Annotated in this window: 28 protein-coding genes; 10 read left to right on the top strand and 18 right to left on the bottom strand. The window is 63.7% G+C overall.

Features of this window, described 5'->3' with window-relative positions; translation table 11 throughout:
- Window positions 1–180: 180 nt before the first annotated feature.
- From KRZ98_RS23065 to flgB, 15 genes are all read right to left on the bottom strand, one after another.
- On the bottom strand, window positions 181–375 hold the full coding sequence (locus tag KRZ98_RS23065) for a hypothetical protein (protein ID WP_217675508.1): 195 nt from the start codon (window positions 373–375) through the stop codon (window positions 181–183).
- Window positions 362–775, bottom strand: coding sequence for a DUF4279 domain-containing protein (locus KRZ98_RS23060; RefSeq protein ID WP_217675507.1), 414 nt, complete (start codon window positions 773–775; stop codon window positions 362–364). Before KRZ98_RS23060 ends, KRZ98_RS23065 begins: the two co-directional genes overlap by 14 nt.
- A gap of 93 nt (window positions 776–868) precedes the next feature.
- Complete coding sequence (locus KRZ98_RS23055) at window positions 869–1,921, bottom strand: flagellar motor protein MotB (RefSeq protein WP_217675506.1); 1,053 nt, start codon at window positions 1,919–1,921, stop codon at window positions 869–871.
- A gap of 3 nt (window positions 1,922–1,924) precedes the next feature.
- A complete protein-coding gene (gene motA, locus KRZ98_RS23050; RefSeq protein ID WP_217675505.1) occupies window positions 1,925–2,788 on the bottom strand; it encodes a flagellar motor stator protein MotA in 864 nt (287 codons plus the stop codon).
- Between the two features lie 125 nt (window positions 2,789–2,913).
- The gene (locus KRZ98_RS23045; protein ID WP_217675504.1) at window positions 2,914–3,759 is read right to left on the bottom strand and encodes a flagellin; all 846 of its coding nucleotides are present in this window, start codon (window positions 3,757–3,759) and stop codon (window positions 2,914–2,916) included.
- 19 nt (window positions 3,760–3,778) lie between these two features.
- Window positions 3,779–5,116 (bottom strand): flagellar hook-associated protein FlgK, encoded by a 1,338-nt coding sequence (gene flgK, locus KRZ98_RS23040; protein WP_217675503.1) that lies wholly within the window; start codon window positions 5,114–5,116, stop codon window positions 3,779–3,781.
- A complete protein-coding gene (locus KRZ98_RS23035; RefSeq protein ID WP_217675522.1) occupies window positions 5,113–5,424 on the bottom strand; it encodes a rod-binding protein in 312 nt (103 codons plus the stop codon). The genes flgK and KRZ98_RS23035 overlap by 4 nt, the downstream gene beginning before the upstream one ends.
- Window positions 5,424–6,542 carry a flagellar basal body P-ring protein FlgI gene (locus KRZ98_RS23030; protein WP_217675502.1) on the bottom strand — a complete coding sequence of 373 codons (1,119 nt, stop codon included), beginning with the start codon at window positions 6,540–6,542 and terminating at the stop codon, window positions 5,424–5,426. The genes KRZ98_RS23035 and KRZ98_RS23030 overlap by 1 nt, the downstream gene beginning before the upstream one ends.
- 17 nt (window positions 6,543–6,559) lie before the next feature.
- Window positions 6,560–7,237: a flagellar basal body L-ring protein FlgH gene (locus KRZ98_RS23025; RefSeq protein WP_217675521.1), complete on the bottom strand. Its 678-nt coding sequence runs from the start codon at window positions 7,235–7,237 to the stop codon at window positions 6,560–6,562.
- A gap of 8 nt (window positions 7,238–7,245) precedes the next feature.
- Window positions 7,246–8,034, bottom strand: a complete 789-nt coding sequence (flgG, locus tag KRZ98_RS23020; RefSeq protein ID WP_217675501.1) for a flagellar basal-body rod protein FlgG — start codon at window positions 8,032–8,034, stop codon at window positions 7,246–7,248.
- A gap of 71 nt (window positions 8,035–8,105) precedes the next feature.
- Entirely contained in the window at window positions 8,106–8,849 is a 744-nt protein-coding gene (locus KRZ98_RS23015) for a flagellar basal body rod protein FlgF (protein WP_217675500.1), read from the bottom strand.
- A 26-nt stretch (window positions 8,850–8,875) separates the two neighbouring features.
- Window positions 8,876–9,721, bottom strand: coding sequence for a flagellar hook-basal body complex protein (locus KRZ98_RS23010; protein WP_217675499.1), 846 nt, complete (start codon window positions 9,719–9,721; stop codon window positions 8,876–8,878).
- A 44-nt stretch (window positions 9,722–9,765) separates the two neighbouring features.
- The gene (locus tag KRZ98_RS23005; protein ID WP_217675498.1) at window positions 9,766–10,422 is read right to left on the bottom strand and encodes a flagellar hook assembly protein FlgD; all 657 of its coding nucleotides are present in this window, start codon (window positions 10,420–10,422) and stop codon (window positions 9,766–9,768) included.
- Entirely contained in the window at window positions 10,419–10,829 is a 411-nt protein-coding gene (flgC, locus tag KRZ98_RS23000; protein ID WP_217675520.1) for a flagellar basal body rod protein FlgC, read from the bottom strand. The genes KRZ98_RS23005 and flgC overlap by 4 nt, the downstream gene beginning before the upstream one ends.
- A 2-nt stretch (window positions 10,830–10,831) precedes the next feature.
- A complete protein-coding gene (gene flgB, locus KRZ98_RS22995) occupies window positions 10,832–11,200 on the bottom strand; it encodes a flagellar basal body rod protein FlgB (RefSeq protein ID WP_217675497.1) in 369 nt (122 codons plus the stop codon).
- A gap of 267 nt (window positions 11,201–11,467) precedes the next feature.
- Here flgB and KRZ98_RS22990 point away from each other — a divergent pair, with 267 nt between their 5' ends.
- From KRZ98_RS22990 to KRZ98_RS22955, 8 genes are all read left to right on the top strand, one after another.
- The gene (locus KRZ98_RS22990) at window positions 11,468–12,136 is read left to right on the top strand and encodes a motility protein A (protein ID WP_217675519.1); all 669 of its coding nucleotides are present in this window, start codon (window positions 11,468–11,470) and stop codon (window positions 12,134–12,136) included.
- The gene (locus tag KRZ98_RS22985) at window positions 12,133–12,627 is read left to right on the top strand and encodes a flagellar motor protein MotB (RefSeq protein ID WP_217675496.1); all 495 of its coding nucleotides are present in this window, start codon (window positions 12,133–12,135) and stop codon (window positions 12,625–12,627) included. The genes KRZ98_RS22990 and KRZ98_RS22985 overlap by 4 nt, the downstream gene beginning before the upstream one ends.
- A gap of 240 nt (window positions 12,628–12,867) precedes the next feature.
- Complete coding sequence (locus KRZ98_RS22980; RefSeq protein ID WP_217675495.1) at window positions 12,868–13,434, top strand: flagella basal body P-ring formation protein FlgA; 567 nt, start codon at window positions 12,868–12,870, stop codon at window positions 13,432–13,434.
- 45 nt (window positions 13,435–13,479) lie between these two features.
- On the top strand, window positions 13,480–13,758 hold the full coding sequence (gene flgM / locus KRZ98_RS22975; RefSeq protein WP_217675494.1) for a flagellar biosynthesis anti-sigma factor FlgM: 279 nt from the start codon (window positions 13,480–13,482) through the stop codon (window positions 13,756–13,758).
- A gap of 11 nt (window positions 13,759–13,769) precedes the next feature.
- Window positions 13,770–14,078 (top strand): hypothetical protein, encoded by a 309-nt coding sequence (locus KRZ98_RS22970; RefSeq protein ID WP_217675493.1) that lies wholly within the window; start codon window positions 13,770–13,772, stop codon window positions 14,076–14,078.
- A gap of 154 nt (window positions 14,079–14,232) precedes the next feature.
- On the top strand, window positions 14,233–15,051 hold the full coding sequence (locus KRZ98_RS22965) for a lytic transglycosylase domain-containing protein (protein ID WP_217675492.1): 819 nt from the start codon (window positions 14,233–14,235) through the stop codon (window positions 15,049–15,051).
- A gap of 9 nt (window positions 15,052–15,060) precedes the next feature.
- Entirely contained in the window at window positions 15,061–17,199 is a 2,139-nt protein-coding gene (gene flhA / locus KRZ98_RS22960) for a flagellar biosynthesis protein FlhA (protein WP_217675491.1), read from the top strand.
- A 14-nt stretch (window positions 17,200–17,213) separates the two neighbouring features.
- On the top strand, window positions 17,214–17,942 hold the full coding sequence (locus tag KRZ98_RS22955; protein WP_217675490.1) for a sigma-70 family RNA polymerase sigma factor: 729 nt from the start codon (window positions 17,214–17,216) through the stop codon (window positions 17,940–17,942).
- 110 nt (window positions 17,943–18,052) lie between these two features.
- Here the strand turns inward: KRZ98_RS22955 and mdoH are convergent, their stop codons facing one another.
- From mdoH to KRZ98_RS22940, 3 genes are all read right to left on the bottom strand, one after another.
- Window positions 18,053–19,942 carry a glucans biosynthesis glucosyltransferase MdoH gene (gene mdoH / locus KRZ98_RS22950; RefSeq protein WP_217675489.1) on the bottom strand — a complete coding sequence of 630 codons (1,890 nt, stop codon included), beginning with the start codon at window positions 19,940–19,942 and terminating at the stop codon, window positions 18,053–18,055.
- 60 nt (window positions 19,943–20,002) lie between these two features.
- Window positions 20,003–21,490, bottom strand: a complete 1,488-nt coding sequence (locus KRZ98_RS22945) for a glucan biosynthesis protein (protein ID WP_217675488.1) — start codon at window positions 21,488–21,490, stop codon at window positions 20,003–20,005.
- 215 nt (window positions 21,491–21,705) lie between these two features.
- The gene (locus tag KRZ98_RS22940) at window positions 21,706–22,524 is read right to left on the bottom strand and encodes a flagellin (protein WP_217675487.1); all 819 of its coding nucleotides are present in this window, start codon (window positions 22,522–22,524) and stop codon (window positions 21,706–21,708) included.
- A 334-nt stretch (window positions 22,525–22,858) separates the two neighbouring features.
- On the opposite strand from KRZ98_RS22940, the gene KRZ98_RS22935 reads away from it, so the two are divergent.
- Together KRZ98_RS22935 and fliE are read left to right on the top strand one after the other, a co-directional pair.
- Window positions 22,859–24,118 (top strand): sigma-54-dependent Fis family transcriptional regulator, encoded by a 1,260-nt coding sequence (locus tag KRZ98_RS22935; RefSeq protein WP_217675486.1) that lies wholly within the window; start codon window positions 22,859–22,861, stop codon window positions 24,116–24,118.
- Between the two features lie 14 nt (window positions 24,119–24,132).
- On the top strand, window positions 24,133–24,495 hold the full coding sequence (gene fliE / locus KRZ98_RS22930) for a flagellar hook-basal body complex protein FliE (RefSeq protein ID WP_017182885.1): 363 nt from the start codon (window positions 24,133–24,135) through the stop codon (window positions 24,493–24,495).
- Window position 24,496 lies beyond the last annotated feature (1 nt).

Genomic DNA, 24,496 nt, shown 5'->3' with positions numbered 1-24,496 from the left:
CTACACAGGGTGGAAATAACGTCGTCTGCTTGCGATCAGCGCCAGAAATGAAGCGACCCATATGATCCCCCAAAGCGTTAGGGCATCATACCATATCCGCCGCGTTTTCACACAGTCTGGACCATTTCTCGTTATTCGAGAGGGCGTGGAAGCGTCTTGATAGCGGACGATCGATCCAAATTAATCTGATATGGTGATCGACAATTCGAGCGGAGCAGGACTATCCGCAAAAAATCGCGATCCGTCCTCAAACTCGATAACGACTTCCTGCTCTCGGAAGCGACGGATGTGCTTCACGGTCTTCCCGGCCAAAAGTGCTGTGGCTCGTTCACCTTCATCGTCCATAGCCACCCACCATCCTTCAATCGGGCTCATGCCCATAAATGTCGAGGTCAAGGGTCAATCCCCGCTCACTAATCATAGTAAGCGTGTCTGGCTGGAGGGTCAGCCCCTCATTGCCGCTATTTAGGAAAAGCCCCACAAATATCTGACCACGGTAGAGCGCTGCCAATGATTGCCATATTTCGGGAGCGTTCGGCGAGAATGATAAAAGTTGCCTTATCTGGGCATCAAGGTCGGCTGGCTCACACCGATCGACTTCCAAGCGCCATGATCCGGTTTTTGCCGTCTTTTCGGTTCCTTGGCTCGTCAACCAAGAGCCGTCCTTCCGCACGGCGATTGTAGGTGAAACGCCGAGACAAGTCGTAATTTCGTCAGGATCGAGATCGTCGCCATAGAAGCCAAGAGTGGCGGTTGATGTGTGAACTATGCTCATGCCTGCACATTAGCAGAATTAGGTCCGCTTTCCATTCGTGTTCGACTGACACCAGACAGTTCGCTCCCCACCCCTCGCGTTACCCAACCATCCTCAATGCTTCCCCGGCTTGCCCGAAGGTCCCGGCGCTGTCGGGTTCAGCAGCGCGGCGCCGCCGGGCAGGCCGGTGCCGCCCATGTCCAGGCTTTGTGCCGCCTTTTTCGCCACGCGGGCCGGGTCGTCGCGTTCCCTGATCGCGGCCTTGGTTTCCGCGTCCATATCCTCGTCGTCGGCGCTGTTGCCACCGCGGGTCCAGCCCAGGATGATCGACATGCGCCGGTTGCGCGGATCATAGGCGTCGTTCTTGATAAAGGGTTCGCGGTCGGCGACCCCTTCGATCCGGGCGAAGCGGGCATTGCCGATGCCGCTGTCGGCCAGCGCCTTGCGCGTCGATTCGGCGCGCGTCGATGACAGCAGCCAGTTGTTCATGGTCCGGCCCGACGCATAGGGCAGGCCATCGGTATGGCCGCGCACGATCAGTGGGTTGGGCATGGTCTGCAGCACGGACGCGACTTCGCTGATCAGCGCGCGGGCCTGCGGCACCAGCCGGTCGGTGCCCATCGCAAACATCGCGAAATCCGCCTCGTCGATCAGGTCGATGCGCAGCCCTTCGCGGGTTTCGGTGAAGCGCACATTCTTGCGCAGCTTCGCCATCCCCTTCTGCCGCGCCATGCGCGCTTCCAGATCCTTCTTGATCGATTCAAATTTCTGCCGGTCGGCGGCTTTCATCGCCTTGCCGCCCTGGTCCTTCGTGCCGCTGGCATCGCGCGGAATGGTAATGGCCAGACTGCCCTGACCACCGGTCGTCGGGTAATTTTCCTTCGCCATCATGCTGTCGCCACCGAACATGCCAGTCGAACCGGCCGAATTTTCCTTGGTCTGCACCAAAGTTGGCGTGAAATAGTCGGCCAGCCCCTTGCGCTGCTTTTCGGTGGTCGCACCCAGCAGCCACATCAGCAGGAAAAACGCCATCATCGCCGTCACGAAATCGGCATAGGCGACTTTCCATGCGCCGCCATGATGGCCGCCATGGCCGTCGACGATGATCTTCTTGACGATGATCGGCCGGGGTTCAGGCTCGTTCGCGCCGCGCTTTTTTTCTGCCATGGCTTATTTGCCCCGCATACCGTCAAACACTTCGGCAAAGCCGGGCTGGTTGGCATGGGTCAGGCCGGAACGGGCCGCCTCGATCACCAGCGGCTGCGGGTGGCCGTGGAGCGATGCGACGATGATCTGCTTGACGACATGATAGATCGCCCCGTCCGCCTCGATCACGCTGCGGCAGCGGTTGGCGAAGGGATTGACCATGCCATAGGCGAGCAAGATGCCCAGGAAGGTGCCGACCAGCGCCGAACCGATCATCGCACCCAAAATCGCGGGCGGCTGGTCGATCGACCCCATCGTCTTGACCACGCCCAGCACTGCCGCGACGATGCCGAGCGCGGGCAGCGCGTCGGCCAGGCCTTGCAGATTGTCCGCCGGCTTGATCGCTTCGTGGTGATGAGTCTTGAGGCTGTTGTCCATCACCTCTTCCACCGCGTGGGGATCGAGCGTGCCGGACGAGATGACGACCAGACGCAGCGTATCGCTGATCAGGTGGACCAGCGCCTTGTCCTTCATCAGCTTGGGATATTCGGTGAAGATGGTGGAGGTAGAAGGGTCCTCGATATGCGGCTCCAGCGCCACCGGCCCTTCGACCCGCAGCGTTTTCATGAGCTTTGACACCAGAAAGATGCAGTCCAGAAAATCCTGCTTCTTATATTTGGCGCCCTTGAACACCTTGCCCAGGCCACCGCCCAGCGCCTTGAGGTCCGATCCGCTATTGCCGATGATGAGCGCGCCGACGGCCGCGCCGCCGATGATAAGCATTTCATGGGGCAGGGCATGAAGCACCGGGCCAAGATCGCCGCCGGTGAAGGCAAAGCCGCCGAACACCATGACAAGCAGGACGACCAGTCCAATGGCAGCGAACATGAAACTATCCCCGATATAAGCACCCGGAAGCGGTAAGCCCCGGCGGCGCCACCAGGGGCGCCTGTCATGTGGTTAATACGGACTGGTTAGCGTCCGGTTTAGGACGACGATTTATTTTCGTCAGATCAGCTGATCAGGTCGAACAAAGTCTGCTGGTTGATCCGGGCAAAGGCCGATTGCGCGGCCTCCAGCTGCATCAACTGCGCCTTCACATTGGATATGACTTCGGTCAGGTCCGTCGATTCGAGCGCAGAGCGCCGTTCGGTCAGGTCCAGGTCGATGTCGGTCAGCCGGTCGCCGACCACATCCAGCCGGTTGCTGCGCACGCCCTGCCGCGCCAGTTCCACCGTGATATGGTTTTGCCCGATCTTCATCGCGTCCAGGCTCGCCGCAACCGCATCGTCATCCCCGCTTTGCAGGGCGGCGATGCTCTGACCCAGCATGTCGTCGATCGACATCGGCGTGCCGTTGACGTCGATCCCTTCGGAAACTTCCTGTCTCGTTGCAACCACGGCCAGGTTGAGGCCGCGGCTGACTGGCACCAGCACGCTCTGTTGATCGTCGAAAACCGACACGCCCTGATAGTCCGTCTGGTTCAGCAGTTCGCTGATGGTCACGCGGATGGTCGACATTTCCTCGTAGATCGCGACGCGGCTGGTATCGTTGACCGATCCGTTGCGGGATGACGACACCAGTTCCTGCGCGCGGGTCAACAGATTGTTGACCTCGTCCAGATTGGCTTCGGCATTGGCGGCGCGGGTCTTGCCATAGCTGATATTGGTCTGCCACGCGGACTGCTGCGCCTGCGCCCGGCCCACGTCGGACAGTTGCACCCACGCAAGCGCGTCGTCCGACGGCTTGTTGAGCGTGATACCGGTGGAAATGGCGGTCTGCCCATCGACGATATTCTGCGACAATTGCTGTTGCCGGCGGATCTCGGCGAGCATGATCTTGTTGGTGATACCTACCATGGCTCAGCCCTTTCGCGGCTCAGAGAATCTGAAGGATGGAATCGACGGTTTCCTTGGCGACCTGCAAAATCTTGGCGCTGGCCGAATAGGCCTGCTGGATGCGCAGAAGGTCGGCGGCTTCCATGTCGAGATCGACCCCGCTCACCGCTTCGCGCGCGGCGACGGCCTGGTCGCTGCGGCTTTGCGAGGTGGTGTTGTCCGCCTTGGCCGCCGCCAGCAGATTGCCATGGGTGGCGATCAGCGCGGTCCAGTCCTGTTCGACGCTGCCATTACCGCGCAGGGTGGATGTGACGGTCAGCAGATTGCCGTTGAGCGTTCCGTTGGCCGATTTGGTGGCCAGCTCCGCCGGATCGGTGATCAGCGCCGCAACGCTGGCCGCGCCGCCGCCATAGGACAATAAAGGCGCACCCGCACCCCCGGCATCGGTCACGCCCTGCGCGTGCCAGGCGTTCATGTCGGTGACGAACTTCCCGGCAATCGTGTCCAGGCTTGCGCGGCGGTCAGCCACCGTATCGGCGGCGGAAAACAGGCCGCCCAGCGTGCCATTGGCCGGTGTCGCCAGCGCGGTGCCACCGGCCAGCGTCAGGTTCAGCGTGCCGTCGGCATTGCTGGCTACTGCCAGGCTGGTGGCGGCATCGCCCTGCACCAGCGTCTGCCCGTCAAAGCTGATCTGCGCACTGTCATGCGCGCCAAAGCTGATCGTGACGTTCAGATTTTCGGTCAGGTCCTGCAAGGCGGCGTCGCGGCTGTCGAGCAACTGCGCATAGGCAGAGGTGCCCGGCTGCGCGCGCAACAGGCTGTTGTTGATATCGGCCAGCGATTCAAGCGAGCGGTTGATCGTGCTGACCGATGCATCCGCCTCGGTCGCGATCCCCTCCGATACCGCTTTCAGATCGGCCGCCGTCTGGTTAAAGGCCTGCGCGACGCGGCTGATGCTGTCGAGTGTCGTCACCCGCAAGGATGTGTCGGACGGGCTGGCGGCCAGCTTCTCCATATTCTGGAACATGCCCGTCATCAGCGCGCCAATGCCGGTGCCGGTGTCGTTGAGCGCATTTTCAGCATCGCTCAGCCAGCGCAGCCGCGCGGTCGAACTGCCCAGCGCCATGCCGGTCATCCGCACGGTCGCATCCAGATAGGGGTCGGTGCCGCGATTGATGCTCACCACCTGCGTGCCGCCGAAATTCCCCTTCGACACATACATGGCCATGGTGGCGGTGGACGCGCCGGATTCCGCGGTCGTCACGGACCGGCGGGCATAGCCGTCGGTGCTGGCATTGGCGATATTCTCGCCAATCGCCGCCATCGCGGTGCGATAGGCGCGGGTGCCGGACGCCCCGATGATGAACAGGTCGCTCATGGCGCGCTTGTCCCAGTGGGTGCGTCAGGGGCAGGTTTCGCGCCGAACTGTTTGATCAACAGTTGGGCGATCCCCATGCTGTTGCCGCTCGCCATGGCGTCGGCGGTGCGGGAATCGGCCATCGACTGAAATTGCTCGGTCGCGCTGGAATCGGAAATGCCCTCGGCAAGGCTGGCCGATCGCATCGCGCCGATCATCTGGCGCAGAAATATCGCCTCGAACTGCTGCGCGGTCTTTTCCAGACTGGCCTTGTTCGCGGGCGCTGCGCCGGACGGGACGGTCGCGGAGGATGTCGAGCTAACCTGCATCACAATACCACCAATTCGGCTTTCATCGCGCCCGCTTGTTTGAGGGCTTCAAGGATCGCGACCATATCGGCAGGAGATGCACCGATGGCGTTGACCGCCTTGACTATATCGGCCAGCGACGCCCCACCTTTAAAATTAACCATAGGTTTTTTCTGCTCGTCGATGCTGATGTTGCTCGACTCTTCCTGCGCCGTCTCGCCCCGGCTGAACGGCGCGGGCTGGACGATGCGCGGGCTTTCATTGACGCTAACGGTCAATTTCCCATGGGCGACGGCGGCGGGATGGATGCGGACCGCACCGTTGATGACGACGGTGCCGGTGCGCGCGTTGACGATGACCTTGGCGGGCGCATCGGCCGGCGAAATCTCGATATTCTCGATCATGCCCATCATCAGGATGCGGTCCTCCGCCCCCGGAATGGCATCGATCGTCACCGATACAGCGTCCATGGCGCGGGCGCGGCGATCGCCAAAGGCACGGTTGATTCCGTCCGCTACGCGCAGCGCGGTGGTGAGGTCGGCTTCGGCGAGGTTGAAGGTCAGCGTCGGCGCGGTATCGAAGCCGGTCGCGACCGCACGCTCCACCGTAGCGCCGCCGGGGATGCGCCCGGCAGAGGGAATATTGACCGACACCTGGCTGCCATCGGCGCCGGACACGCCCAGGCCGCCAACGGCCAGATTGCCCTGCGCCATGGCGTAGATTTCATTGTCCGCGCCGCGGAGCGGGGTCAGGATCAGCGTGCCGCCGCGCAGCGACTTGGCCTTGCCCAGCGCCGACACGGTGATGTCCAGTCGCTGGCCGGGCTTGGAAAAAGCGGGCAGGTCAGCGGTGACCAGCACGGCCGCCGCGTTCTTGAGCGCGGGATTGATCCCCTGCGGCAGCGTCAGGCCAAAGCGCGAAACGACGCCCTTCATGCCCTCGGTCGCATATTGCAGACTGTCGTCGCCAGTGCCGGCCAGACCCACGACGATGCCATAGCCTGTCAACTGGTTGGGGCGCACGCCCTGGAACGTCCCCAGATCCTTGACCCGCTCCGCCTGAGCGGGAACGGCGAAAGACGCCAGCACGGCCAGCGCCAGCAGCGTCAGGAAGCGGATCGGATGCAGGGCAAGGATCATGGTTGGGAAACGCTCCATCAAAACGGGCTGATCTTTGAGAAGAAACTCTGCAACCAGCCCTGTTTGCTGGCGCGGGCAATCTCGCCCTTGCCGGTGTAGATGATCTTGGCATCGGCCACGCGGGTCGACGCGATGCGGTTGTCCGGGCCAATGTCGGCCTGACGGACATGGCCGCTGATCTGGATGAACTCGTCGCCGCGATTGAGCGTCAGCGCCTTCTCCCCCTTCACCAGCATGGTGCCGTTGGGGTAGGTCGCCGCGATCGTCACGGTAATTTCGCCCGACAGCGCGTTGGACTGGGTTGCTCCGCCCTTGCCGGTAAAGGCATTCTGGCCGCCCATGGCGACATCGCTCGCCGAAAACAGCTTGGACAGCACGCCGGACGATGGCGGGGTCAGCCCAAGATTGCCGTCGCGGCTGGTATCGGCGCTGTTGCTCTTGGTCGCCTGCGTCCGTTCGACCAGCACGATGGTGATGATGTCGCCCACCGCCGTGGCGCGCGCGCCGCTGGTCAGCGGGGTATAGCCCATGGAGGCCTGAAAGATCGAACCGTTGGATGGCGGCGCGACTGGCTGCGCCAGGACGGTCGGCGCATAAAGCGCGCGCTCTGCCTCGCGCTTCTTGCCTGCATAAGCAGGAGCGGCGGCCAGAGCGACCAGTGATGTGGCGGTGAAGGCGATGAGGAGGATGCGCATCAGTCCGATCACATATTCTGGTTGACGTACTGGAGCATCTCGTCGGTGGCCTTGATCATCTTGCTGTTGACCTCATAGGCGCGCTGGGTCTCGATCATGTCGACCAGTTCCTCGACGACATTGACGTTCGATGTTTCCAGACTGCCCGACCGGATCGATCCGCGTCCTTCCAGGCCCGCAACGCCAACCTGCGGCGTGCCGCTGGCTGCGCTTTCGACCAGCAGATTGCCGCCGATCGAAGAAAGCCCCGCTGCATTCATGAAGGTCGCCAGCTCGATCTGGCCCAGCTGCGTCGGCGTCGCTTCGCCCTGGAGCGTGGCGGAGACCGTGCCGTCATTGCCGACCGTTACCGACGTCGCGCCTTCGGGCACGGTTACCTGCGGGATCAATGGCAGGCCGTCGCTGGTGACGACCGTACCTTCGGCGGTGACGCTGAAATTACCGGCGCGGGTATAGGCGATGGAGCCGTCCGGGCGCTGGACCTGAAAGAAGCCCGATCCCTCGATCGCCATGTCCAGCGCATTGCCGGTCTGGGTCAGCGTGCCCTGCGTATTGATCTTGCTGGTGCCTTGGAGCGAAACGCCGGAGCCAAGGTTGAGACCGGTGGCGAACTTGTTTTCGCTGTCCGAATTGGCCCCCGCGGCGATCATCTGCTGATAGGCGAGCGTTTCGAAATCGGCGCGGTCGCGCTTGAAGCCGGTGGTGTTGACGTTCGCCAGGTTGTTGGCGATCACGCGCATCTTGGTGTTCTGCGCATCGAGGCCGGTGCGGGCGACATGAAGGGCGGCGTTGCTCATCGTCTCATCTCCGTAAAGCGTCGCAGTGAAGGGACGCTTGATGCCTCAATCAAAGCAAAGTTCGTGCCAGTTTAACTGTCGAGCCGCATCAGCGACGCGCCGCCATCGTCCAGCTGCTTGGCGGTGTCGATCAGCTTGACCTGCGTTTCAAACGCGCGGCTCGCCTCGATCATCTGAACCAGCGCGCTGGTCGCGTTGACGTTCGATCCTTCGATCGATCCGCTGGTGACGGTCGCCAGCGGGTCTTGCGGCAATGCGCCGCCATTGACTTCGCGGAACAGGCCGTCGGTGCTTTTGGCAATGCCGGACCCGGTCGCATTGACCAGTTTCAGCGCATCGATCCGTTGCGGATTGGCCGCGTCGCCGCCCTGCGGCACGCCCCAGATGCTGCCATCCTGCGCGATCGACACGCTGTCCATCTGCGGCAGGGTGATGGGACCGCCTTCGCCCAGCACGGGCAACCCGTCGCCGGTGGTCAAAAGGCCGCTGTCGCTGATTTTCAGGTCGCCGCGCCGTGTATAGGCCTCGCTGCCGTCGGCACCCTGAACGGCGAGCAAAGCATCGCCATTCAGGGCCACGTCGAGCGCGTTGCCCGTCTGGGTGACCGCGCCTTGCGCCATGTCGGCGGCGATCACCTGTTCGGATGCCTGTGCGCGGGTGTCGAACGTATCGCCCTTGATCCAGCGCGTCTCGGCGTTGGCGATTTCGGCGCGAAAGCCCACCGTATTGGCGTTCGCGAGATTGTTCGCGATCGACGCCTGCCGGGCCATTGCGCCGCGCATCGCGGTAAGTGCCGTATTGACGAGCCGGTCCATGGACGAAGCCTCCTAACCCGTTGCGTTTACGTGCGAAGGTTGACGATGGTGGTGGTCAGCGTGTTGGCTGCCTCGATCGCCTTGCTGTTCGCCTGGAAATTGCGCTGCGCCGCGATCAGCGACACCAGTTCGTCGGTGATGTCGACGTTGGAGCGTTCCAGCGACCCGGAATTGACCGCGCCGAACATGCCGGTGTTGGCGGTGCCGAGGATCGGATTGCCGCTTGCCACGGTCGATGACCAGTGCGCGTCGCCTTCCTGCCGCAGACCTTCCTGGCTGTTGAAGGAGGCCATCGCCACCTGACCCAGATAGGCGGTGCTGCCATCGGCATAGATAGCGGACACAAGCCCGGCCTTCGATACGCCGACGCTGGTCAGCTGCGCGCCGCCTGCCTGACCCAGATAGGTGGTCGGCACCTGAAGGTCCATCAGGGCAGCAGGCGTGGTCGCCGATGTCGGCGCTGTGGTTAGCGTACCGGTCGCCGCGTCGACCGGGAACACCTGAATACGCGATCCGGTGGTGTCGACGGCGTAACGGTTATCATCCACAGCGAACGCGCCGTTGCGGGTGTAGCTGATCGTGCCATCTTCCGCCTTGACCGTGAAATAGCCTTCGCCTGTGATTGCCAGGTCCAGCGTCTTGTCCGTCGTTTCGATCGTCCCCTGGGTGAACTGCTGCGTGATGCCCTGCACGCGCACGCCCTGACCCGCGACCTGATTGGTGGTCTGCATCGGCGCGGCCGCGAAAATGTCGCCAAACTGCGCCTTGCTCTTCTTGAAGGCGGTCGAATTGACGTTGGCGACGTTGTTGGAAATGGCCGACAAATCGGCCTGCGCGCCCTTGAGGCCGGAGAGAGAGATATAGAAGGACATGGCGTAACTCCTTGGGTGAAAAGGAACTTGGGAATGGGGTGAGTTTAGCTGAGGCTGAGCGCGTCCGACGGACTATAGGTGCCGAGCGCGGTGATGAGTTTGGAGGATGATCCGTCCGCCGGAGACTGGACGGCGGCGATGGTGGCCCAAGTCGCAACCTTGCTGGGCGTCGCGCCATTGACCTTGACCTGAAGCGCGGCGGTGGAGATCGTCGCCCCCGTGTCGTCCTTGCCATCCCAGTAGAAGCTGACATCGCCCGCTGGTTGCGATCCCAGATCGATCGACTTGACGACATTGCCGCTGGCATCGACCAGATCGACCGATGCGCCATCGACCGCAGCGGGCAGGGTGATCTGGCCGGCATAAAGGCCACTAGCGTCAGGCGCGGCGATATTGCTCTGCACCAGCATCGATTTGCCGATCCAGCTGGCCGCATCGCCAAGGCGCGTTCCGGTCAGCTGTTCCTTGATCGAGGCCAGATTGGCGTTCATTTCGGCAATGCCGCTCGAATTGGTGATGGTCGCCATCTGCGAAACCATTTCCGCGTTATCGACCGGCTCGAACGGGTCCTGGGTCTGCATCTGCGCGGTGAGCAGGCGCAGGAAATCCTCCTGCCCCATTTGCGACTTGCCGGTGCCGACCTTGGCAGTCGGATTATAGACCGAAAGCCCGGCGCTGTCGGTGACGGTAGAGGTCGTCATTTGCCGATCCTTATGGTTTCGAGCATCAGGGATTTGGCGGTGTTGAGCACCTGCACATTGTTTTGATACATGCGCGCAGTCTCGATCATGTCGATCATCTCGGCATTGCTATCGACCGCCGCTTCCCACACATCGCCATTGGAGTCCGCCAGCGGATGGTTGGGATCATGGCGCTTGGTCGGCTGCGCATCGGTGGTGACCACCTTATCGACCTTGACCGTTGATACGCCGGGACTGTCGGTGACCGACGTGAACACCGGCTTGATCGCGCGATAGGCTTCGCCCGCGCTGCCGGTGACGTTGCCGGCGTTTGCCATGTTGGAAGCCGTGGCGTTCAGACGCACCAGCTGCGCGCTCATGGCGCGACCGGCAATGTCAAAGACGTTCATGGGACCGGAGCCACTCATGCTCATTCACCCTTTAGCGCGCGGTTGATGGTATTGATGCGGCCCTCAAGGAAGGAGAGGGTCGTGCGATATTTGACGGCATTTTCCGCAAACAGCGTCTGTTCGGTGCTGAGTTCGACGGTGTTGCCGTCCAGGCTGGGCTGGAGCGGGACGCGATAGCCCATGCTGTCATCGACGGCCTTCGACACGTCAGCAGCACCGCCGCTCACCTGCGACGTCGCGCTTTTCAGAGCCGCGTCGAAATCAATGTCGCGGGCCTTGTAGCCGGGGGTCGATGCATTGGCGATGTTGGACGCGAGCAGGGACAGGCGCTGCGAACGAAGCGCCAGCGCCTTTCCATGGATCCCGAACAGACTTTCTTCCACCGACATGCCTTTTGCCCTTTGCCAGGCCTAAAAGTTGGTCGACCGCTGCCGTTCTCATGCCTGATGGCGTTCGATACGGGCGATCCAGCCTGTATATCCGCAAGAGCCGTGCCAATTTGCGTGGGTGACGCAGGGGCGGGGCGAAAATCCCCGTAATCCGGGGGTCTGGCGGTGATGGGCGGCAAGGGCGGCAAGAAATTGCCGGTCGGCGGCACCGCCTTGCCGCTGTCCGGTGACGGCCAAAAACGGGCCAAAAAACAGGGACGAATTTGCATGATCGCGACGATAGGCCATCTGTTCGACCCGCTGACATTATTGGCCATGGTCCTCGGCATCATGGCTGTGGCGCTGTTCCAGAACGGCGCGGCTGCGCTCGGTCGGGCGGTCGCGGCGCTCCTGTCGCTGGTGACCGCCGATCCAACGCGCGATCGCGACGCGGCCCGCGCGGCCATGCTCAAAATTGATCAGGTGGCGCAGCTGCGCGGCCTGTCCTGCACCGACCGGGTCAAGACCGCCAATCCCTTCCTGACCGACGCCGCGCGCAAACTTGCCAATAGCGAACGTACCGAGCTGTTCGAGCTTTGGGCGGCGCAGACGCTGGCCGATCGGGCGCAGCGCCATGCCGGCGCGCGCAATGTCTGGCTATCGGTCGCCGACGCCGCGCCTGCGCTGGGCATGGCCGGGACGATCATCGGCCTGGTCGGCATGTTCGCGGCGATGGACGATCCCGCCTCGCTTGGCCCCGCCATGGCGCTGGCGCTGCTCACCACCTTTTACGGCGTCGTCATCGCCAACATGATCGCCGCGCCCATCGCCGCGCGGCTGGCCGACCTGTCCGAACGCGAACTGGCCTGGCAACAGGAGGTCGTCGCCCGGATGCTTGCCATCGCACGGCGCGAAAATGCGCCGCTGCGCCGGGCGTCGATCCGCGAAGTCGCATGAGCGCCTCCACCCTCGCCACCGCGCGGCGCAGCCGCTGGGCCGTCAGTTTTGCTGATCTTTTGCTGCTCCTGCTCGCCTTTTTCGTACTGTTGCAGGCCAGCGGATCGCGCCGCGACGCCATGCTCGCGCAGGTCGCGCAACAATTTGGCGGCCGGGTGATGCGGCCGGGCATAGAGATTCGCGCGGTCGAGCTGTTCGTGCCGGGCGAAGCGTTGCTGAGCGATCAGGGCCGCGCCCGCCTGTCCGTCATCGCCCGCCAATATGCAAAAGAGCCGGGCGGGATCGAGATTCGCAGCCATGGCAGCGACCGCGCGCAGCAGCGTTTCGACGACTGGGATCTCGCCGCCGCCCGCATCGGAGCGGTTGCCCGCGCGCTCAAGCTGGACGGCATAGCGCAGGATCGCCTGCTGATTCGCGGCCTCGATCAGGCCGACGGCAAGGGCGGGCAGGGCCAGATCATCGCCATCGCGCCGGGTGTCAAAACGCCTTGACGTTACCTTGATCCGTTCGTCCTGAGTAGCCGCTGAGCGAAGTCGAAGCGGCGTATCGAAGGATTGCGCTTGGACGCCACCCTTCGATACGGGCCTTCGACTTCGCTCAGTCCCTACTCAGGGCGAACGGATATTGGCGAAGTTAAAGTCATCGCGCACCAAAGCCCAACAATAGCGCAATCTGGCACGCCTCTTGCTAATACCCCCGGAAAGACCCTCCGTCTTTTCAGGAGACATATTGTGTTTCGAGCCAAGCCGACCCTTCTCGCCGCCGTCGCCATCGCGACCGTCCAGCCTGCGCTGGCGCAGCAGAAGTTCGAGAATCTGGACCGGATCGACAGCCTGGTCGCGATGACCGTCGGCGCCAATCTGGGCGAACCGGGCGGCCCGGTCGCCCCGGTCGATCGCCGCCTGAAGCTGGCCGCTTGCCCCTCCACCCCTTCGATCGATGGTCCGGTTTTCGGTGCCGCGATCGTCAAATGCGACGCGCAGGGCTGGCGGATTCGCGTGCCTCTGGTCGCAGGCGCATCAGCCGCCGCGTCCGGCCCGGTGCCGCGCGCCGCTGCCGCCAACCGCTTCACCCCCGCGGCCCGCGCCGTCCCGACCGAGCATGTCGTCAAGCGCGGCGATCCGGTGCAGCTCATGGCCGGAAACGCGGCCTTCAGCGTCTCGCGCGCAATGATCGCGGATGAAGATGGCGCGGTCGGCGAGACCATCCGGGTGCGCGAGGACAAGAAATCCGCACCGATTTTTGCGCAGGTCGTGGAAATGGGCCTTGTGCGTATTCCCGGATTTAAGGATTTCTGAACTTGTCCGTTATAGCGTTTAAGGGACGAATGAAGGATTGAACCCATGATCAAGTCAGTTGGCCAGAGCATCAGCGCCGCCATAGAGGCGACCCGCCTGCGGGAAGGGACCAAGACGCGCGCGTCGTCCGCCAGCAGCTCGACCACTGCATCTTCGTCGGCATCGTCGGCCAGCCCTGCTTCGCGCATGGCGGCGGAAGGCGCGCCGGTCGACATGGATCGCATCGCCGCCATCAAGGCTGCGATTGCGTCGGGCAACTACCCCGTCAACCCATCGGCCATTGCCGAGCGCATGGTCGCGCTCGACCTGCCGGTCGCCGGATAAGAATAAGTCTCATGTCGCTGGGCCTCGCTGCGCTGGACGATCTGTTCGAAGCCTTCGAGGATTTGCGCGAGGTGCTGGACGGCAGCGATGCCGCTGCGATCGAAATCGCCAGCAAGCGGGTAAGCCACAGCGCCGCCGCCGTGCGCGCCATCGGCGCCTGGCGTTCCGAACCCCAGACCGTCGCCCGGCTAAGCGCGATGCTCCCTTTGATCGACAGCGCGCGGATACGGGTCAACCTGCTTGCCGACCATGCGAATCAGCGGCTGGCCATGCTCGCCGCCCACGGTGCCCGCAACGCACCGCTGACCTACAGCCGCTAAAAAACCATTTTTGTTACACCCGAAAACGGCGCCAATCGGCGCCGTTTTTCGTTTAAGGCATTCGCAGAAAATCAAATAGTTGCGTCGGCATTAACCAAATCTTGGCATAAGCCTTGCTCTAATGCTCCCCAGAACCAGTGGGGACGATGAACCAATGTCGGCTTTGCCAGACATTACAGCAACGGGGATTTCGACAGGCAATCGCGTCACGAACGCGATCGCCATGGCGAGCCGCCGTACGGGCGTCGATTTCGCCTATCTGCTGGGTCAGGCGAAAATCGAATCAGCCATGAACCCCACCGCCCGCGCGACGACATCGTCCGCGACCGGCCTGTATCAGTTCATCGACCAGAGCTGGCTGGCGGTCATCGACCAGCATGGCAGTCAATATGGTCTCGGCTGGGCGTCCGACGCGATCAGCCAGGGCAGCAATGGCCGCTATTATGTGTCCGACCCGGAACTGCGCCAGCAAATCCTCGACCTGCGCAAACATCCTGAAACCGCATCGGTGATGGCGGCCGAACATGCCGCCGATAACAAGGCCTTCCTTGAAAAGCGCCTTGGCCGCGAAGCCGAGCCGGTCGATCTCTACCTCGCTCATTTTCTGGGCGTCGGCGGCGCGAGCAAATTCCTGTCGGTCCATGACCGCGCGCCTGACGCCACTGCGGCATCGCTCTTCCCTTCGGCGGCGCGCGCCAACCGCTCGATCTTTTACGATCGGCAGGGCAACGCCCGCAGCTTCGCCGACATTCGCGATCGCTTCGCGTCGAAATTGCAGAAGGGCGTCGATAGCCTGGGCGGCGACGTCCAATATGCCGACGCATCGCTACCCGGCGGCGCAAAAACGGTTCAGCCCGCCGACTATGTGCGGATCGAAACCCAGCGCCTCGCGCAACAAGTCGATGTCGGCATCCGGCCCCAGCCGCAGACCGCACGTCTCGCCTATCTCATGCTCGCCACCCTCGGAAGGTAACGGCTCCTCATGACTCCCAACCAAATCAAAGCGAAGATCTGGATGAGCGCCGCCAAGGGGGCGGTGCTGCCCTTTGCGACGCTGATGGTCGTGCTGTTCATGATGGTGCCGGTCCCCGCGATCATGCTCGACATCGGCTTCATCACCAACATCATGATTTCGCTCGCGGTGCTGATGGTCGCATTGAACGCCGCCAAGCCGCTCGATTTCTCCGCCTTCCCGACCGTCCTGCTGTTCGCGACCCTGCTGCGCCTCGCGCTCAACGTCGCCTCCACCCGCGTCGTGCTGGTGCAGGGGCATGAAGGCTCCGATTCGGCGGGGCAGGTGATCGAAGCGTTCGGCCATTTTCTGATCGGCGGCGACTATGTCGTCGGCATTTTCGTGTTCGCCATCCTGATGATCATCAATCTGGTCGTCATCACCAAGGGTGCGGGCCGTGTGTCGGAAGTCAGCGCCCGCTTCACCCTGGACGCCTTGCCCGGCAAACAGATGGCGATCGACGCCGATCTGAACGCGGGCCTGATGACGCCGGAAGAAGCCAAGCTGCGCCGCGCCGAAGTCGCGACCGAAGCGGATTTCTACGGGTCGATGGACGGTGCCAGCAAATTCGTGAAGGGTGACGCGGTTGCGGGCATCCTGATCCTGGTCATCAACATCATCGGCGGCATCATATTGGGCGTCGTCAGCCATGGCCTCACCATGGGGCAGGCGGCGGAAACCTATATTCTTCTGGCCATCGGCGACGCGCTGGTGGCGCAGGTGCCAGCGCTGCTGCTCTCGATCGCCGCCGCCTCCATCGTCACCCGCGTCAAGAGCGAGGATGATCTGTCCGGCCAGATTGCGGGCCAGTTCGGGTCGGCTCGCGCCTGGGTGCCGGTCGCGGCGATCCTGACCTTCATGGGCGTTTTGCCCGGTATGCCGCATCTGATCGTGCTGCCCGCCGCTGCTGTGTCCTGGCTCATCGCCTGGAACCTGCGCAAGGCCAGCCAGAAAAAGGCCGCCGAACCTGCGCCAGCCCCACCGCCCGCCAATCCCGCGCTGATCGAATGGGGCGATGTGTCGGACGGCGCGCTGCTCGGCTTGGAAATCGGCTATGGCCTCATCAGCCTGGTGGACGAACGCAAGGGCGCGCCTTTGATGGCGCGGATCACCGGCATCCGTCGCCAACTGTCCAAGGAACTGGGCTTTGTCGTGCCCATGGTCCGCGTGAAGGACAATCTGGCGCTCGAACCCAATCAATATCGCATCACCATCGCGGGCGTCGTCGTCGGCGAAGATGAAATCTGGCCGGAGGATCTGCTCGCGCTCGACAGCGGCGCGCTGGAAGGCACGGTCGCAGGGCGCGCTGCAAAAGACCCGACATTCGGTCTCGATGCGGTCTGGATTCCGCAGGCCAAGCGCAGCGAGGCCGTGGTCGCGGGCTATACGGTGGTCGATCCGCCGACGGTCGTGGCAACGCATCTTAACCAGCTGATCGCGATGAACGCGGCGGAAATGTTCGGCCTCGACGAAGCGCGCAAGCTGCTCGACAATCTGAAGGACGTCGCGCCGCAGCTGGTCGATGGCCTGACCCCCGGCACGCTCAGCCTGACCCAGATCAGCGCGCTCTGCCGCGCGCTGCTGTCCGAAGGCATCGCGCTCAAGGATTTCCGCCGCATCTGCGAAGCCATGGTCGACGCCGCACGGCCCGACATGAGCCACGAACAACTGGTCGAGGCGGTCCGTCAGCGCATCGGCGCGCTCATCATTCAGGGACTTGTGCCGGTGAAGATGCCGCTCCCGGTCATCACTTTGGATGGCGATCTCGAAGCCTTGCTGGCGCAGGCCATGCGCGTGGCCGGCGACGCCCGCCACCCGATCGAACCCGCGCTCGCCAACCGCATCGTCGAAGCGGTGGTGCAGGCCGCGCGGCCCTTGCTGGGGCAGGCGCGCAACTTCGCCATCGTCACCTCGCCGGTCGCGCGCCGGGCGATGGCGCGGCTGTTCAAGCCGCATCTGCCCGAAACGCCGGTCCTGTCCTTCCTGGAAATACCCGACGGCAAGGGCGTGGAGGTGGCCGCCGTCGTGGGTGGCGAACAACGCCCCACGCCGCGCCACGATCCAGCGCCGCGTCATGATCCCATGATGCAGCGCGAACGGGTCGCTTGAGGAGAGGCTGACCTATGTACATGAACAAGATCACGTCCGGCCCCCACACCTATGCCAAGCCGGGGGACAACAGCCCGGAACGGCTGGCGCGCCAATATATGCCGCTGGTGCGCAAGATCGCCTGGCACGTCCATGGCCGCGTCTCCACCGCGATCGAGGTGGAGGACCTGCTCCAGATTGGCATGGTCGCCCTGGTCGAAGCCGCCAACAGTTTCGAGGATCGCGGGCTTGGCTTTGCCGCCTATGCGCAACTGCGCGTGCGCGGCGCGATGATCGACCATTTGCGGCGGCAGGCGACGCTCTGCCGCTCGGCCATGGCCAAGCGCAAGGATCTGGCCAAGGTCCGCAACCGGCTGGAACAGCAGCTGGGCCGCCTGCCGACCGAAGCGGAAATGTCCGCCGACATGGGGCTGGACCCGTCCGACTATCGCGAACTCGCCGACAGTGTGGAGATGGTCCAGCACACCAGCATGGACGAGGTCTATTCCGACCAGTCGATGTGGTTCGCCGATGTGGAGGACCGCGCCGACGACATATTGGAACGCGAATCGCTAAAGGCCGCGATCGCCAACGGCATCAGCGAACTGCCGGAGCGCGAGGCGCTGGTGCTGCAACTTTATTTCGTCGAGGAACTCAATCTGGAGGAAATCGGCCACACGCTGGACATTGGCGCAGCACGCGTCTGCCAGATCAAGAAAGCCGCGCTCGACCGGCTACGTGAGAAACTGCGCGACTGGGATTAACGCCCAACACCACCTCCGTTCGCCCTGAGCCTGTCGAAGGGCTGTCCTTCTTGCGAAGAAGAACGAGGCTTCGACCAACTCAGCCCGAACGGGTGTTGGCGTGATCCAAATCACTCATCATTCGCCGCAAATGGCCCCATCCGCCGCTCATCGCCACTCGGCCAGCGGAACCGCAGCGGGCGATAGCTTTGCGTGCGCCACCATGGATCGGCGACCACGAACAGCCCGCTCTGCTCCGCTCGCCGCCCCAGATCCTTGCGCGCGGTCAGCGCCGCCAGCACGGGTGCCAGCAGCAATCCCGCCGCCACCGGCGTGATCCAGCCCAGCCCGCCCGCCTGCACCGCCATCGCTGTCAGGCCGATCCCCAGCAAAATATGCCATTTGAACAGCCAGATGGCGCTGCCCAGCCCCATGCCGTCGCGGTCGCGTGTCTGCCCGTTCCAGCTGCTCTTGCGCCCCATCAAGATACCGAACAGGTTGATCGTCTGGGTCAGCATCGCCACCGGCGCCATCAGGATCGACAGCGCAATGTCGGCGATCACCCCGCGCGTCATCCGCGCCGCGCCGCCAAAGCCGATCCGCCGCGCTGGATCGATCATCGCCCAGACCATCGCCAGCAGCTTGGGACCGAACAGTAAGGTCGCGGTCACCGCCAGCAGCCCGCCCGACGGCAGCACCGCGCTCGGCGGCCACATGCCCGCCAGCGCCCCGCCCAACACCACCAGCATCAGCGCCAGCCACAGCGGCGACGTGCAATAGGCCGACGCCCCGACCAGCAGCTGGAAGCGGCTGACCGGATGCAGCCCGGCAATCTTGATGAACAAGGGCACATGCTGGATGTTGCCCTGACACCAGCGCCGATCGCGGGTGAAGAGGTCGGGCATGGCGGGCGGAAATTCCTCGAAACTATCCTCCGCGCTCACCATATGCACGTCCCAGCCGCGCCGCCGCAGCAGCGCCGCCTCGATCATGTCGTGGCTCATGATATGCCCGCCAAAGGGCGCGCGACCGGGCAGTTCGGGCAGGCCGCAACTCTGCGCGAAGGCCTTGACCCGCACGATGGCATTATGCCCCCAGAACATGCCTTCGGAGCCTGCCCACCAGATCATGCCCGCCGCCGAAATCGGCCCGAACAATCGACTGGCGAACTGCTGCCAGCGCGCGAACAGCGTCGCAGCGCCCACCACGGTGGGGACGGTCTGGATCAGCCCGACCTGCGGATGCCGCTCCATGTCGGCGGCCAGCCGCGCCATCGTCTGCCCGCTCATCACGCTGTCTGCGTCCAGCACGACCATATAATCATAACCGCCGCCGAACCGCTCGACCCACTCGGCGATATTGCCCGGCTTGCGCCCGATATTCAGCGCGCGACGGCGATAATGGACCGGGCGAGAGAAGGACTCTCGCATTTCCAGATAGGCGCGCCGCTCCGTCTCGCCATTGTCGGCATTGGAATCGGACAGGATGAAAAACTCGAACCGTTCGCCCCCCATCACCTGCGCCAGCGATCGTTCCATGATCGACAGCCGACCCAGCACGCCCAGAAAATCCTCGTTACAGACGGGCAGCAGGATCGCGGTCTTGCCCGCCAGCGCCGTGGCTGGGGTCAAAGCATGGGGCGTGACCGCGCGACCCTTGCCCACGGTCAGCAGCAGGAAACCGATCAACGCGGTGGCAAAACCAAAGGCGATCCAGGCGAAGAGCGGGATGAACAACGCCAGATAGACGCCCTCCCAAGCTGAAATCCCGTCCAGCCCGATCGACCGGCGCATTTCATGTGCGGCCATGGCGGCGGGCAACAGCGCGAGCAGCACGACCAGCAGGCGGCGCGCCCACAGGTCGATATTGAACCGCCGCCGCGCGATCATCGGCGGACGCCCGCCAAAATCCTGCACCGGCATGGCGATCGGCGTTTCTGCCGGCACCTGCTCAAATGCCCGTGGCATAGCCTTGTCTCCGGTGACGGCATCCACCGTCAGCACGCCTCCCGTCACATTCATTCCAGACCTGATTGCGATTGACCCACGGGACAGAACCGCTCGTTACGCTGGCGGTTCCCTTCATCCCACAATCGGATAATGCACATATTCGCTCAAAACGCGACCGTCGCCGCGCAGTTGCAGCCGAACCTCGGTCGGAACGCCCGATTTCGCCTCCAGATCGATGACGGCGCGGAACAGGCCGCGCTGCCCCAGAACCGGATAACCCGCCGCCTTGATCAGCGTGCCCCCGCTCAGGTCGGTCCATATGTCGGGCCGCACCCCTTGTAGCACGCCCGCAAAATCGACCACTAGCCGCTGCGCATCTGGCCGATCGCCGCGCCCGCGCCAGACGTTGGCGACCGTGGCAAGGGCAGTCCCGCTCGGATTCTGCGCCGCCGACCAGTCCAGCCGATAGGCAAGGTCGATCCGCCGCCCCGGCACCGGCGCGGCGTCGGGTGTCCAATAGGCCGCAACATTGTCGGTATATTCGCTGTCGGTCGGGAAGCTGTAGAGCCGCACCTGACCCGCGCCCAGCGGCCGGGCAGGGGTTGCCCAGAGCGAAGGCCGCCGGTCGTAAAAGACGCCATCATCCTGATAATGGGCAAAATCCCGGTCACGCTGGAGCAAGCCAAAGCCTTTGGGATCGCGCTCGGCAAAGGCGCTGACCTGCGGCACGGCGGGGTTGACCAGCGGCCGGGCATGGACAGTGCCGTCCTTGCTGGCGATTGACAGCAGGTCGCTGTCATGGATTTCCGGTCGCCAGTCGGTTCCCTGCCGCCGGTTCGCCTGATCATACCAGAACATGCTGGTCATCGGCATCAGCCCCAGTTCGGGAATTGCGCGGCGAGGGAACAGTGCAGCCGTCACATCCTGCCGCACGCCATCGTTCCCAAGGCTGCTCACGAAGCGGAACGCGCCGGTGATCGACGCCCCGTCCAGCAGCGCGTGGATGGTGACGCTGCTGGTGCCGGTGCGCTCCAGCCAGAAATGGGTGAAGCGGGGAAATTCCTCCTTGCCTGCAATGCTGGTATTGATCGCGATCGCGCGGGCCGACAGGCCGAATTGTTTTTGCGGGCTGGGCGCACGGAAATAGCTGGCCCCCAGAAAGGACAGCCAGTCGCCATCTCGTGCCGCATTCATGATGCGAAAACCCGCAAAGCCTGCGTCGGCGGGTAGCTTCTTGACTGGATTGTCGCCCGGCGCGTCGAACATGGCCGGGTCATAGCGCAGCGGCGTGGCGCGGCCCTTGTCGACCAGCGCGATCTGCACCGGCTGCGCCGCTGTCCGGCTGAGTGGGAACAGCCGCACGCCGGTATCGCCGGGCAAATCCCCCCAAATGGTGCGATCATCGGCAAAGCGCGCCTGATGCAGCGCATCATAGTCGATCGCCTGCGCGCCGGGATGCAAAGGCGTCTCGGCAAAAGGCGCGCGCGCCAATCGCTGCGCCCGCGCCACCAGCCGCTCCCATGAAAAAGGCTCGCTGGCCGCTTGCGCCATCAGTCTGTGGGGAAGGATCAGCGCTGCGCCGGTGGCGGCGATCATCGCGCGCCGGTTGATATGGGTCATGCCGCCATCATGGGTCGCAGGACAGCCAAAGCCAAGGCCTCTATCCGGGCAAACGCGACGAAACCCCCGTCCGGGGGGACGAGGGCTTCGCATATGCTGGTCGTTAGATCGAAGATGTGACCCCCGGCACGGTGGGGACTGTTAATGTGCCGGGGGTTACGTTGGGCGGCTGTCCGGTGACCAGGACCTCAGCCGACCAATGGGGTTGGCCTGACTTAGCCGATCAGCTTCAGCACGCCCTGCTGGCTCTGGTTGGCCTGTGCCAGCATCGCGGTCGATGCCTGGCTCAGGATCTGCGACTTGGCGAGGGCGGTCGTTTCGGCCGAGAAGTCGGCGTCCTCGATGCGGCTGCGAGCGTCGGTCAGGTTGGTGACGTTGGCGGTCAGGTTGTTGACCGTCGATTCCAGGCGGTTCTGCGCCGCACCCAGCTTGGCCTGGGCCGTCGATACAGCCGACAGGGCCGTGTCATAGAGCGCCAGGGTCGCGGTTGTGGCGGTGGCGGCGCTGACCGTGGCGGCCGTGGTGCCGACGACCGGCGAAAGGTCGATGCCACCCAGCGAGAGCGAGACAGTGTCGTTCGCGGTCGCACCGGCCTGGATCGAAACCGTGGCAGCGGTGGTCGGGAACAGCGAGATGCCGTTGAACTTGGAATTGGTCATCGTGGTGCTGATCTGCGTGGACAGCTGGTCCAGTTCCGACGTGATGTTCGCCTTGGCGTTGGTGTCGTTGGTGCCGTTCAGCGCCTGAACGGTCAATTCACGCATACGCTGCAGCATGTTGGTTACTTCGCCGAGCGAACCTTCAGCGGTCTGGGCGAGGCTGATGCCGTCATTGGCGTTGCGGATGCCCTGGGTCATGCCGCGGATCTGCGAGGTCATGGTCGAAGCGATGGCCAGGCCAGCGGCGTCGTCCTTGGCGCTGTTGATGCGCTTGCCGGTCGACAGGCGTTCCATCGCGGTGCTCAGGCCCTTGCTGGCCATCGAGGAAGCGTTGGCGGAGCGCAGAGCGGCGGTGTTGGTTCCGATAACAGTCATGGTGTTTCCCTTTCCGTGTCAATCAGGTCGCTGCCATCCGTTAGAGCGCTTGCGGCCTCGAAAGGGGATAACGGCGGGGGGCGAACGGCTTTTAGGGGGCATGTCGATTTTTCTGCATTTTTCGTGTTTTGCCCGTCGCTTAACGGCCCTCTACGCGCGCGTGTTATATATTAGGTGCGGTTGGGCCGTTGCCGCGGCGGAAAATAATTGCCGGTCGGCGGCAAGTCCTACCGGCAATTAACCAATTGCTAACCACGGTAGCGCACATTGGGACCATCGAAGAAGGCCAGTGCGTACGGGGGTACAAGCTGGCCAGCCATTTGGGGACCAAGTCATGTCATCGCTCGATATGAGCCGAGGCGTTTGTGCGCTCGTTCCAGGGTTGCAGCATTGGCTGGAAAACGCCCTGTTCGCTGTCCGGGTCGTGGACGCCGCCGCGCCGCGTGAACGCGACAGCCGCCGCGTGCTGCTGGCGACCGAAATCGGCCATGCCACCCATCGCGATATCCTCATCACGCTTGTCGACGGCACGCCCTCGCTGGTGGCGGCCGCCAACGGCCTGCCCGCCCGCGTCGCCTTCAGCCTTGAGGATATGGGCTTTGCCTTCGCCCTCATCGCCGAACTGGCCCGCCCCGCCGCCATCCCCGCCGTGGGCGACAGCGCCAGCGCGCGGCTGATGACGCTGGCCGGCCGGGTCGCGCGCAGCGAAGCCACCGTCCTCATTCAGGGCGACACCGGCACTGGCAAGGAAGGCATGGCGCGCTTCCTCCATACCCAGTCGGGCCGCACGTCGGGTGACTTCATCGCCGTCAATTGCGCTGCGCTCCCCGAAACCATGATGGAAGCGATGCTGTTTGGCCATCGCAAGGGCAGCTTCACCGGCGCTGCCAATGCGTCCGAAGGGCTGTTCCTGGCCGCTGACGGCGGCACGCTCTTCCTCGACGAAATCGCCGAACTGCCGATCGCGCTTCAGGCCAAGCTGCTGCGCGCGCTTCAGGAGGGCGAAGTCCTCCCCGTCGGCGCGACCCATGCCGTGCCGGTCAATGTCCGCGTCATCGCCGCCTGTAACCGCGATCTGGCGCAGGAATGTGCCGCCGGACGGTTCCGCGAGGATCTCTACTGGCGCCTGAATGTCATGCCGCTCGACCTGCGCCCTCTGGCCGAACGCCCCGGCGACATCGCCGCAATTACTGCCGCCATGCTGCTGCGTTTCTCGGACATGGGCAAGGACGGCTTCGTCTGGCCGACCGCCGCCGCCCTCGACAAGCTCATCGCCCACGCCTGGCCGGGCAATGCCCGCGAACTGGGCAATGTTCTTCAGCGCGCGCTGGTGCTGCGCGATGGGGAACGGATCGACGCGCATGACCTGCATCTGGCGGGCGCGCCCCGGCAGCAGGGTCTGCGCATCGTCTCGCCCGAACCGGCTGAACCGGTCCGGCTGCGCGATGTCGCCCATCACAGCAAATTGGAAGCGATCCGCACCGCGCTGCGCGAAACCGACGGCCACCGCGCCGCCGCCGCGCGCAAGCTCGGCATTTCTGAACGCACGCTGCGCTATCGGCTCGCCGAAATGCGCGATCTGGCTGCGGCTTGACGGGAGGATAGGACATGACCGGCATTTCCCCGACCGACAATGTGATGGCGATCCGCAACGCCATCCTGCAAAAAAACGCCGCGCTGCGCGACGTCGCCTCGACCGGATCGGTCGGCGGCGCGAACGCCCCAAACGGTACTGCGCCCGGCACCGCGCCCGGTGGCTTCACCGAAGCGCTCAACAGCGCCTTGCAACAGGTCAACGGCCTGCAAGGCAAGGCCGGTGAGGCCGCCGCCGCGTTCGAACGGGGCGAAACCACCGACATCGCCGCCGTCATGCTGGCCAAGCAGCAGGCGTCGGTCAGCTTCGAGGCGACCCTTCAGGTCCGCAACAAACTTCTGTCCGCTTACAAGGACATCATGAGCATGCCGGTCTAAA

This window comes from Sphingobium sp. AS12 (assembly GCF_019097845.1).
In the GTDB taxonomy this organism is placed as follows: domain Bacteria; phylum Pseudomonadota; class Alphaproteobacteria; order Sphingomonadales; family Sphingomonadaceae; genus Sphingobium.
The sequence above is the reverse complement of the archived record's forward strand: the minus strand, read 5'-3'. Positions and strand labels throughout refer to the sequence as shown.

Coding starts and splice junctions, on each gene's coding strand:
- KRZ98_RS22940 (WP_217675487.1), bottom strand. CDS start 22,524: ATGACTGTTATCGGAACCAACACCGCCGCTCTGCGCTCCGCCAACGCT.
- KRZ98_RS22965 (WP_217675492.1), top strand. CDS start 14,233: ATGTCGGCTTTGCCAGACATTACAGCAACGGGGATTTCGACAGGCAAT.
- flgG (WP_217675501.1), bottom strand. CDS start 8,034: ATGAGCAACGCCGCCCTTCATGTCGCCCGCACCGGCCTCGATGCGCAG.
- KRZ98_RS22955 (WP_217675490.1), top strand. CDS start 17,214: ATGTACATGAACAAGATCACGTCCGGCCCCCACACCTATGCCAAGCCG.
- KRZ98_RS23065 (WP_217675508.1), bottom strand. CDS start 375: ATGAGCCCGATTGAAGGATGGTGGGTGGCTATGGACGATGAAGGTGAA.
- KRZ98_RS23045 (WP_217675504.1), bottom strand. CDS start 3,759: ATGGTAGGTATCACCAACAAGATCATGCTCGCCGAGATCCGCCGGCAA.
- motA (WP_217675505.1), bottom strand. CDS start 2,788: ATGTTCGCTGCCATTGGACTGGTCGTCCTGCTTGTCATGGTGTTCGGC.
- KRZ98_RS23010 (WP_217675499.1), bottom strand. CDS start 9,721: ATGTCCTTCTATATCTCTCTCTCCGGCCTCAAGGGCGCGCAGGCCGAT.
- flgK (WP_217675503.1), bottom strand. CDS start 5,116: ATGAGCGACCTGTTCATCATCGGGGCGTCCGGCACCCGCGCCTATCGC.
- KRZ98_RS23035 (WP_217675522.1), bottom strand. CDS start 5,424: ATGCAGGTTAGCTCGACATCCTCCGCGACCGTCCCGTCCGGCGCAGCG.
- KRZ98_RS23030 (WP_217675502.1), bottom strand. CDS start 6,542: ATGATCCTTGCCCTGCATCCGATCCGCTTCCTGACGCTGCTGGCGCTG.
- KRZ98_RS23025 (WP_217675521.1), bottom strand. CDS start 7,237: ATGCGCATCCTCCTCATCGCCTTCACCGCCACATCACTGGTCGCTCTG.
- fliE (WP_017182885.1), top strand. CDS start 24,133: ATGACCGGCATTTCCCCGACCGACAATGTGATGGCGATCCGCAACGCC.
- flgC (WP_217675520.1), bottom strand. CDS start 10,829: ATGAGTGGCTCCGGTCCCATGAACGTCTTTGACATTGCCGGTCGCGCC.
- mdoH (WP_217675489.1), bottom strand. CDS start 19,942: ATGAATGTGACGGGAGGCGTGCTGACGGTGGATGCCGTCACCGGAGAC.
- KRZ98_RS22970 (WP_217675493.1), top strand. CDS start 13,770: ATGTCGCTGGGCCTCGCTGCGCTGGACGATCTGTTCGAAGCCTTCGAG.
- flgM (WP_217675494.1), top strand. CDS start 13,480: ATGATCAAGTCAGTTGGCCAGAGCATCAGCGCCGCCATAGAGGCGACC.
- KRZ98_RS23005 (WP_217675498.1), bottom strand. CDS start 10,422: ATGACGACCTCTACCGTCACCGACAGCGCCGGGCTTTCGGTCTATAAT.
- KRZ98_RS22935 (WP_217675486.1), top strand. CDS start 22,859: ATGTCATCGCTCGATATGAGCCGAGGCGTTTGTGCGCTCGTTCCAGGG.
- KRZ98_RS23055 (WP_217675506.1), bottom strand. CDS start 1,921: ATGGCAGAAAAAAAGCGCGGCGCGAACGAGCCTGAACCCCGGCCGATC.
- KRZ98_RS23060 (WP_217675507.1), bottom strand. CDS start 775: ATGAGCATAGTTCACACATCAACCGCCACTCTTGGCTTCTATGGCGAC.
- KRZ98_RS22945 (WP_217675488.1), bottom strand. CDS start 21,490: ATGACCCATATCAACCGGCGCGCGATGATCGCCGCCACCGGCGCAGCG.
- KRZ98_RS22990 (WP_217675519.1), top strand. CDS start 11,468: ATGATCGCGACGATAGGCCATCTGTTCGACCCGCTGACATTATTGGCC.
- flgB (WP_217675497.1), bottom strand. CDS start 11,200: ATGTCGGTGGAAGAAAGTCTGTTCGGGATCCATGGAAAGGCGCTGGCG.
- flhA (WP_217675491.1), top strand. CDS start 15,061: ATGACTCCCAACCAAATCAAAGCGAAGATCTGGATGAGCGCCGCCAAG.
- KRZ98_RS22985 (WP_217675496.1), top strand. CDS start 12,133: ATGAGCGCCTCCACCCTCGCCACCGCGCGGCGCAGCCGCTGGGCCGTC.
- KRZ98_RS23015 (WP_217675500.1), bottom strand. CDS start 8,849: ATGGACCGGCTCGTCAATACGGCACTTACCGCGATGCGCGGCGCAATG.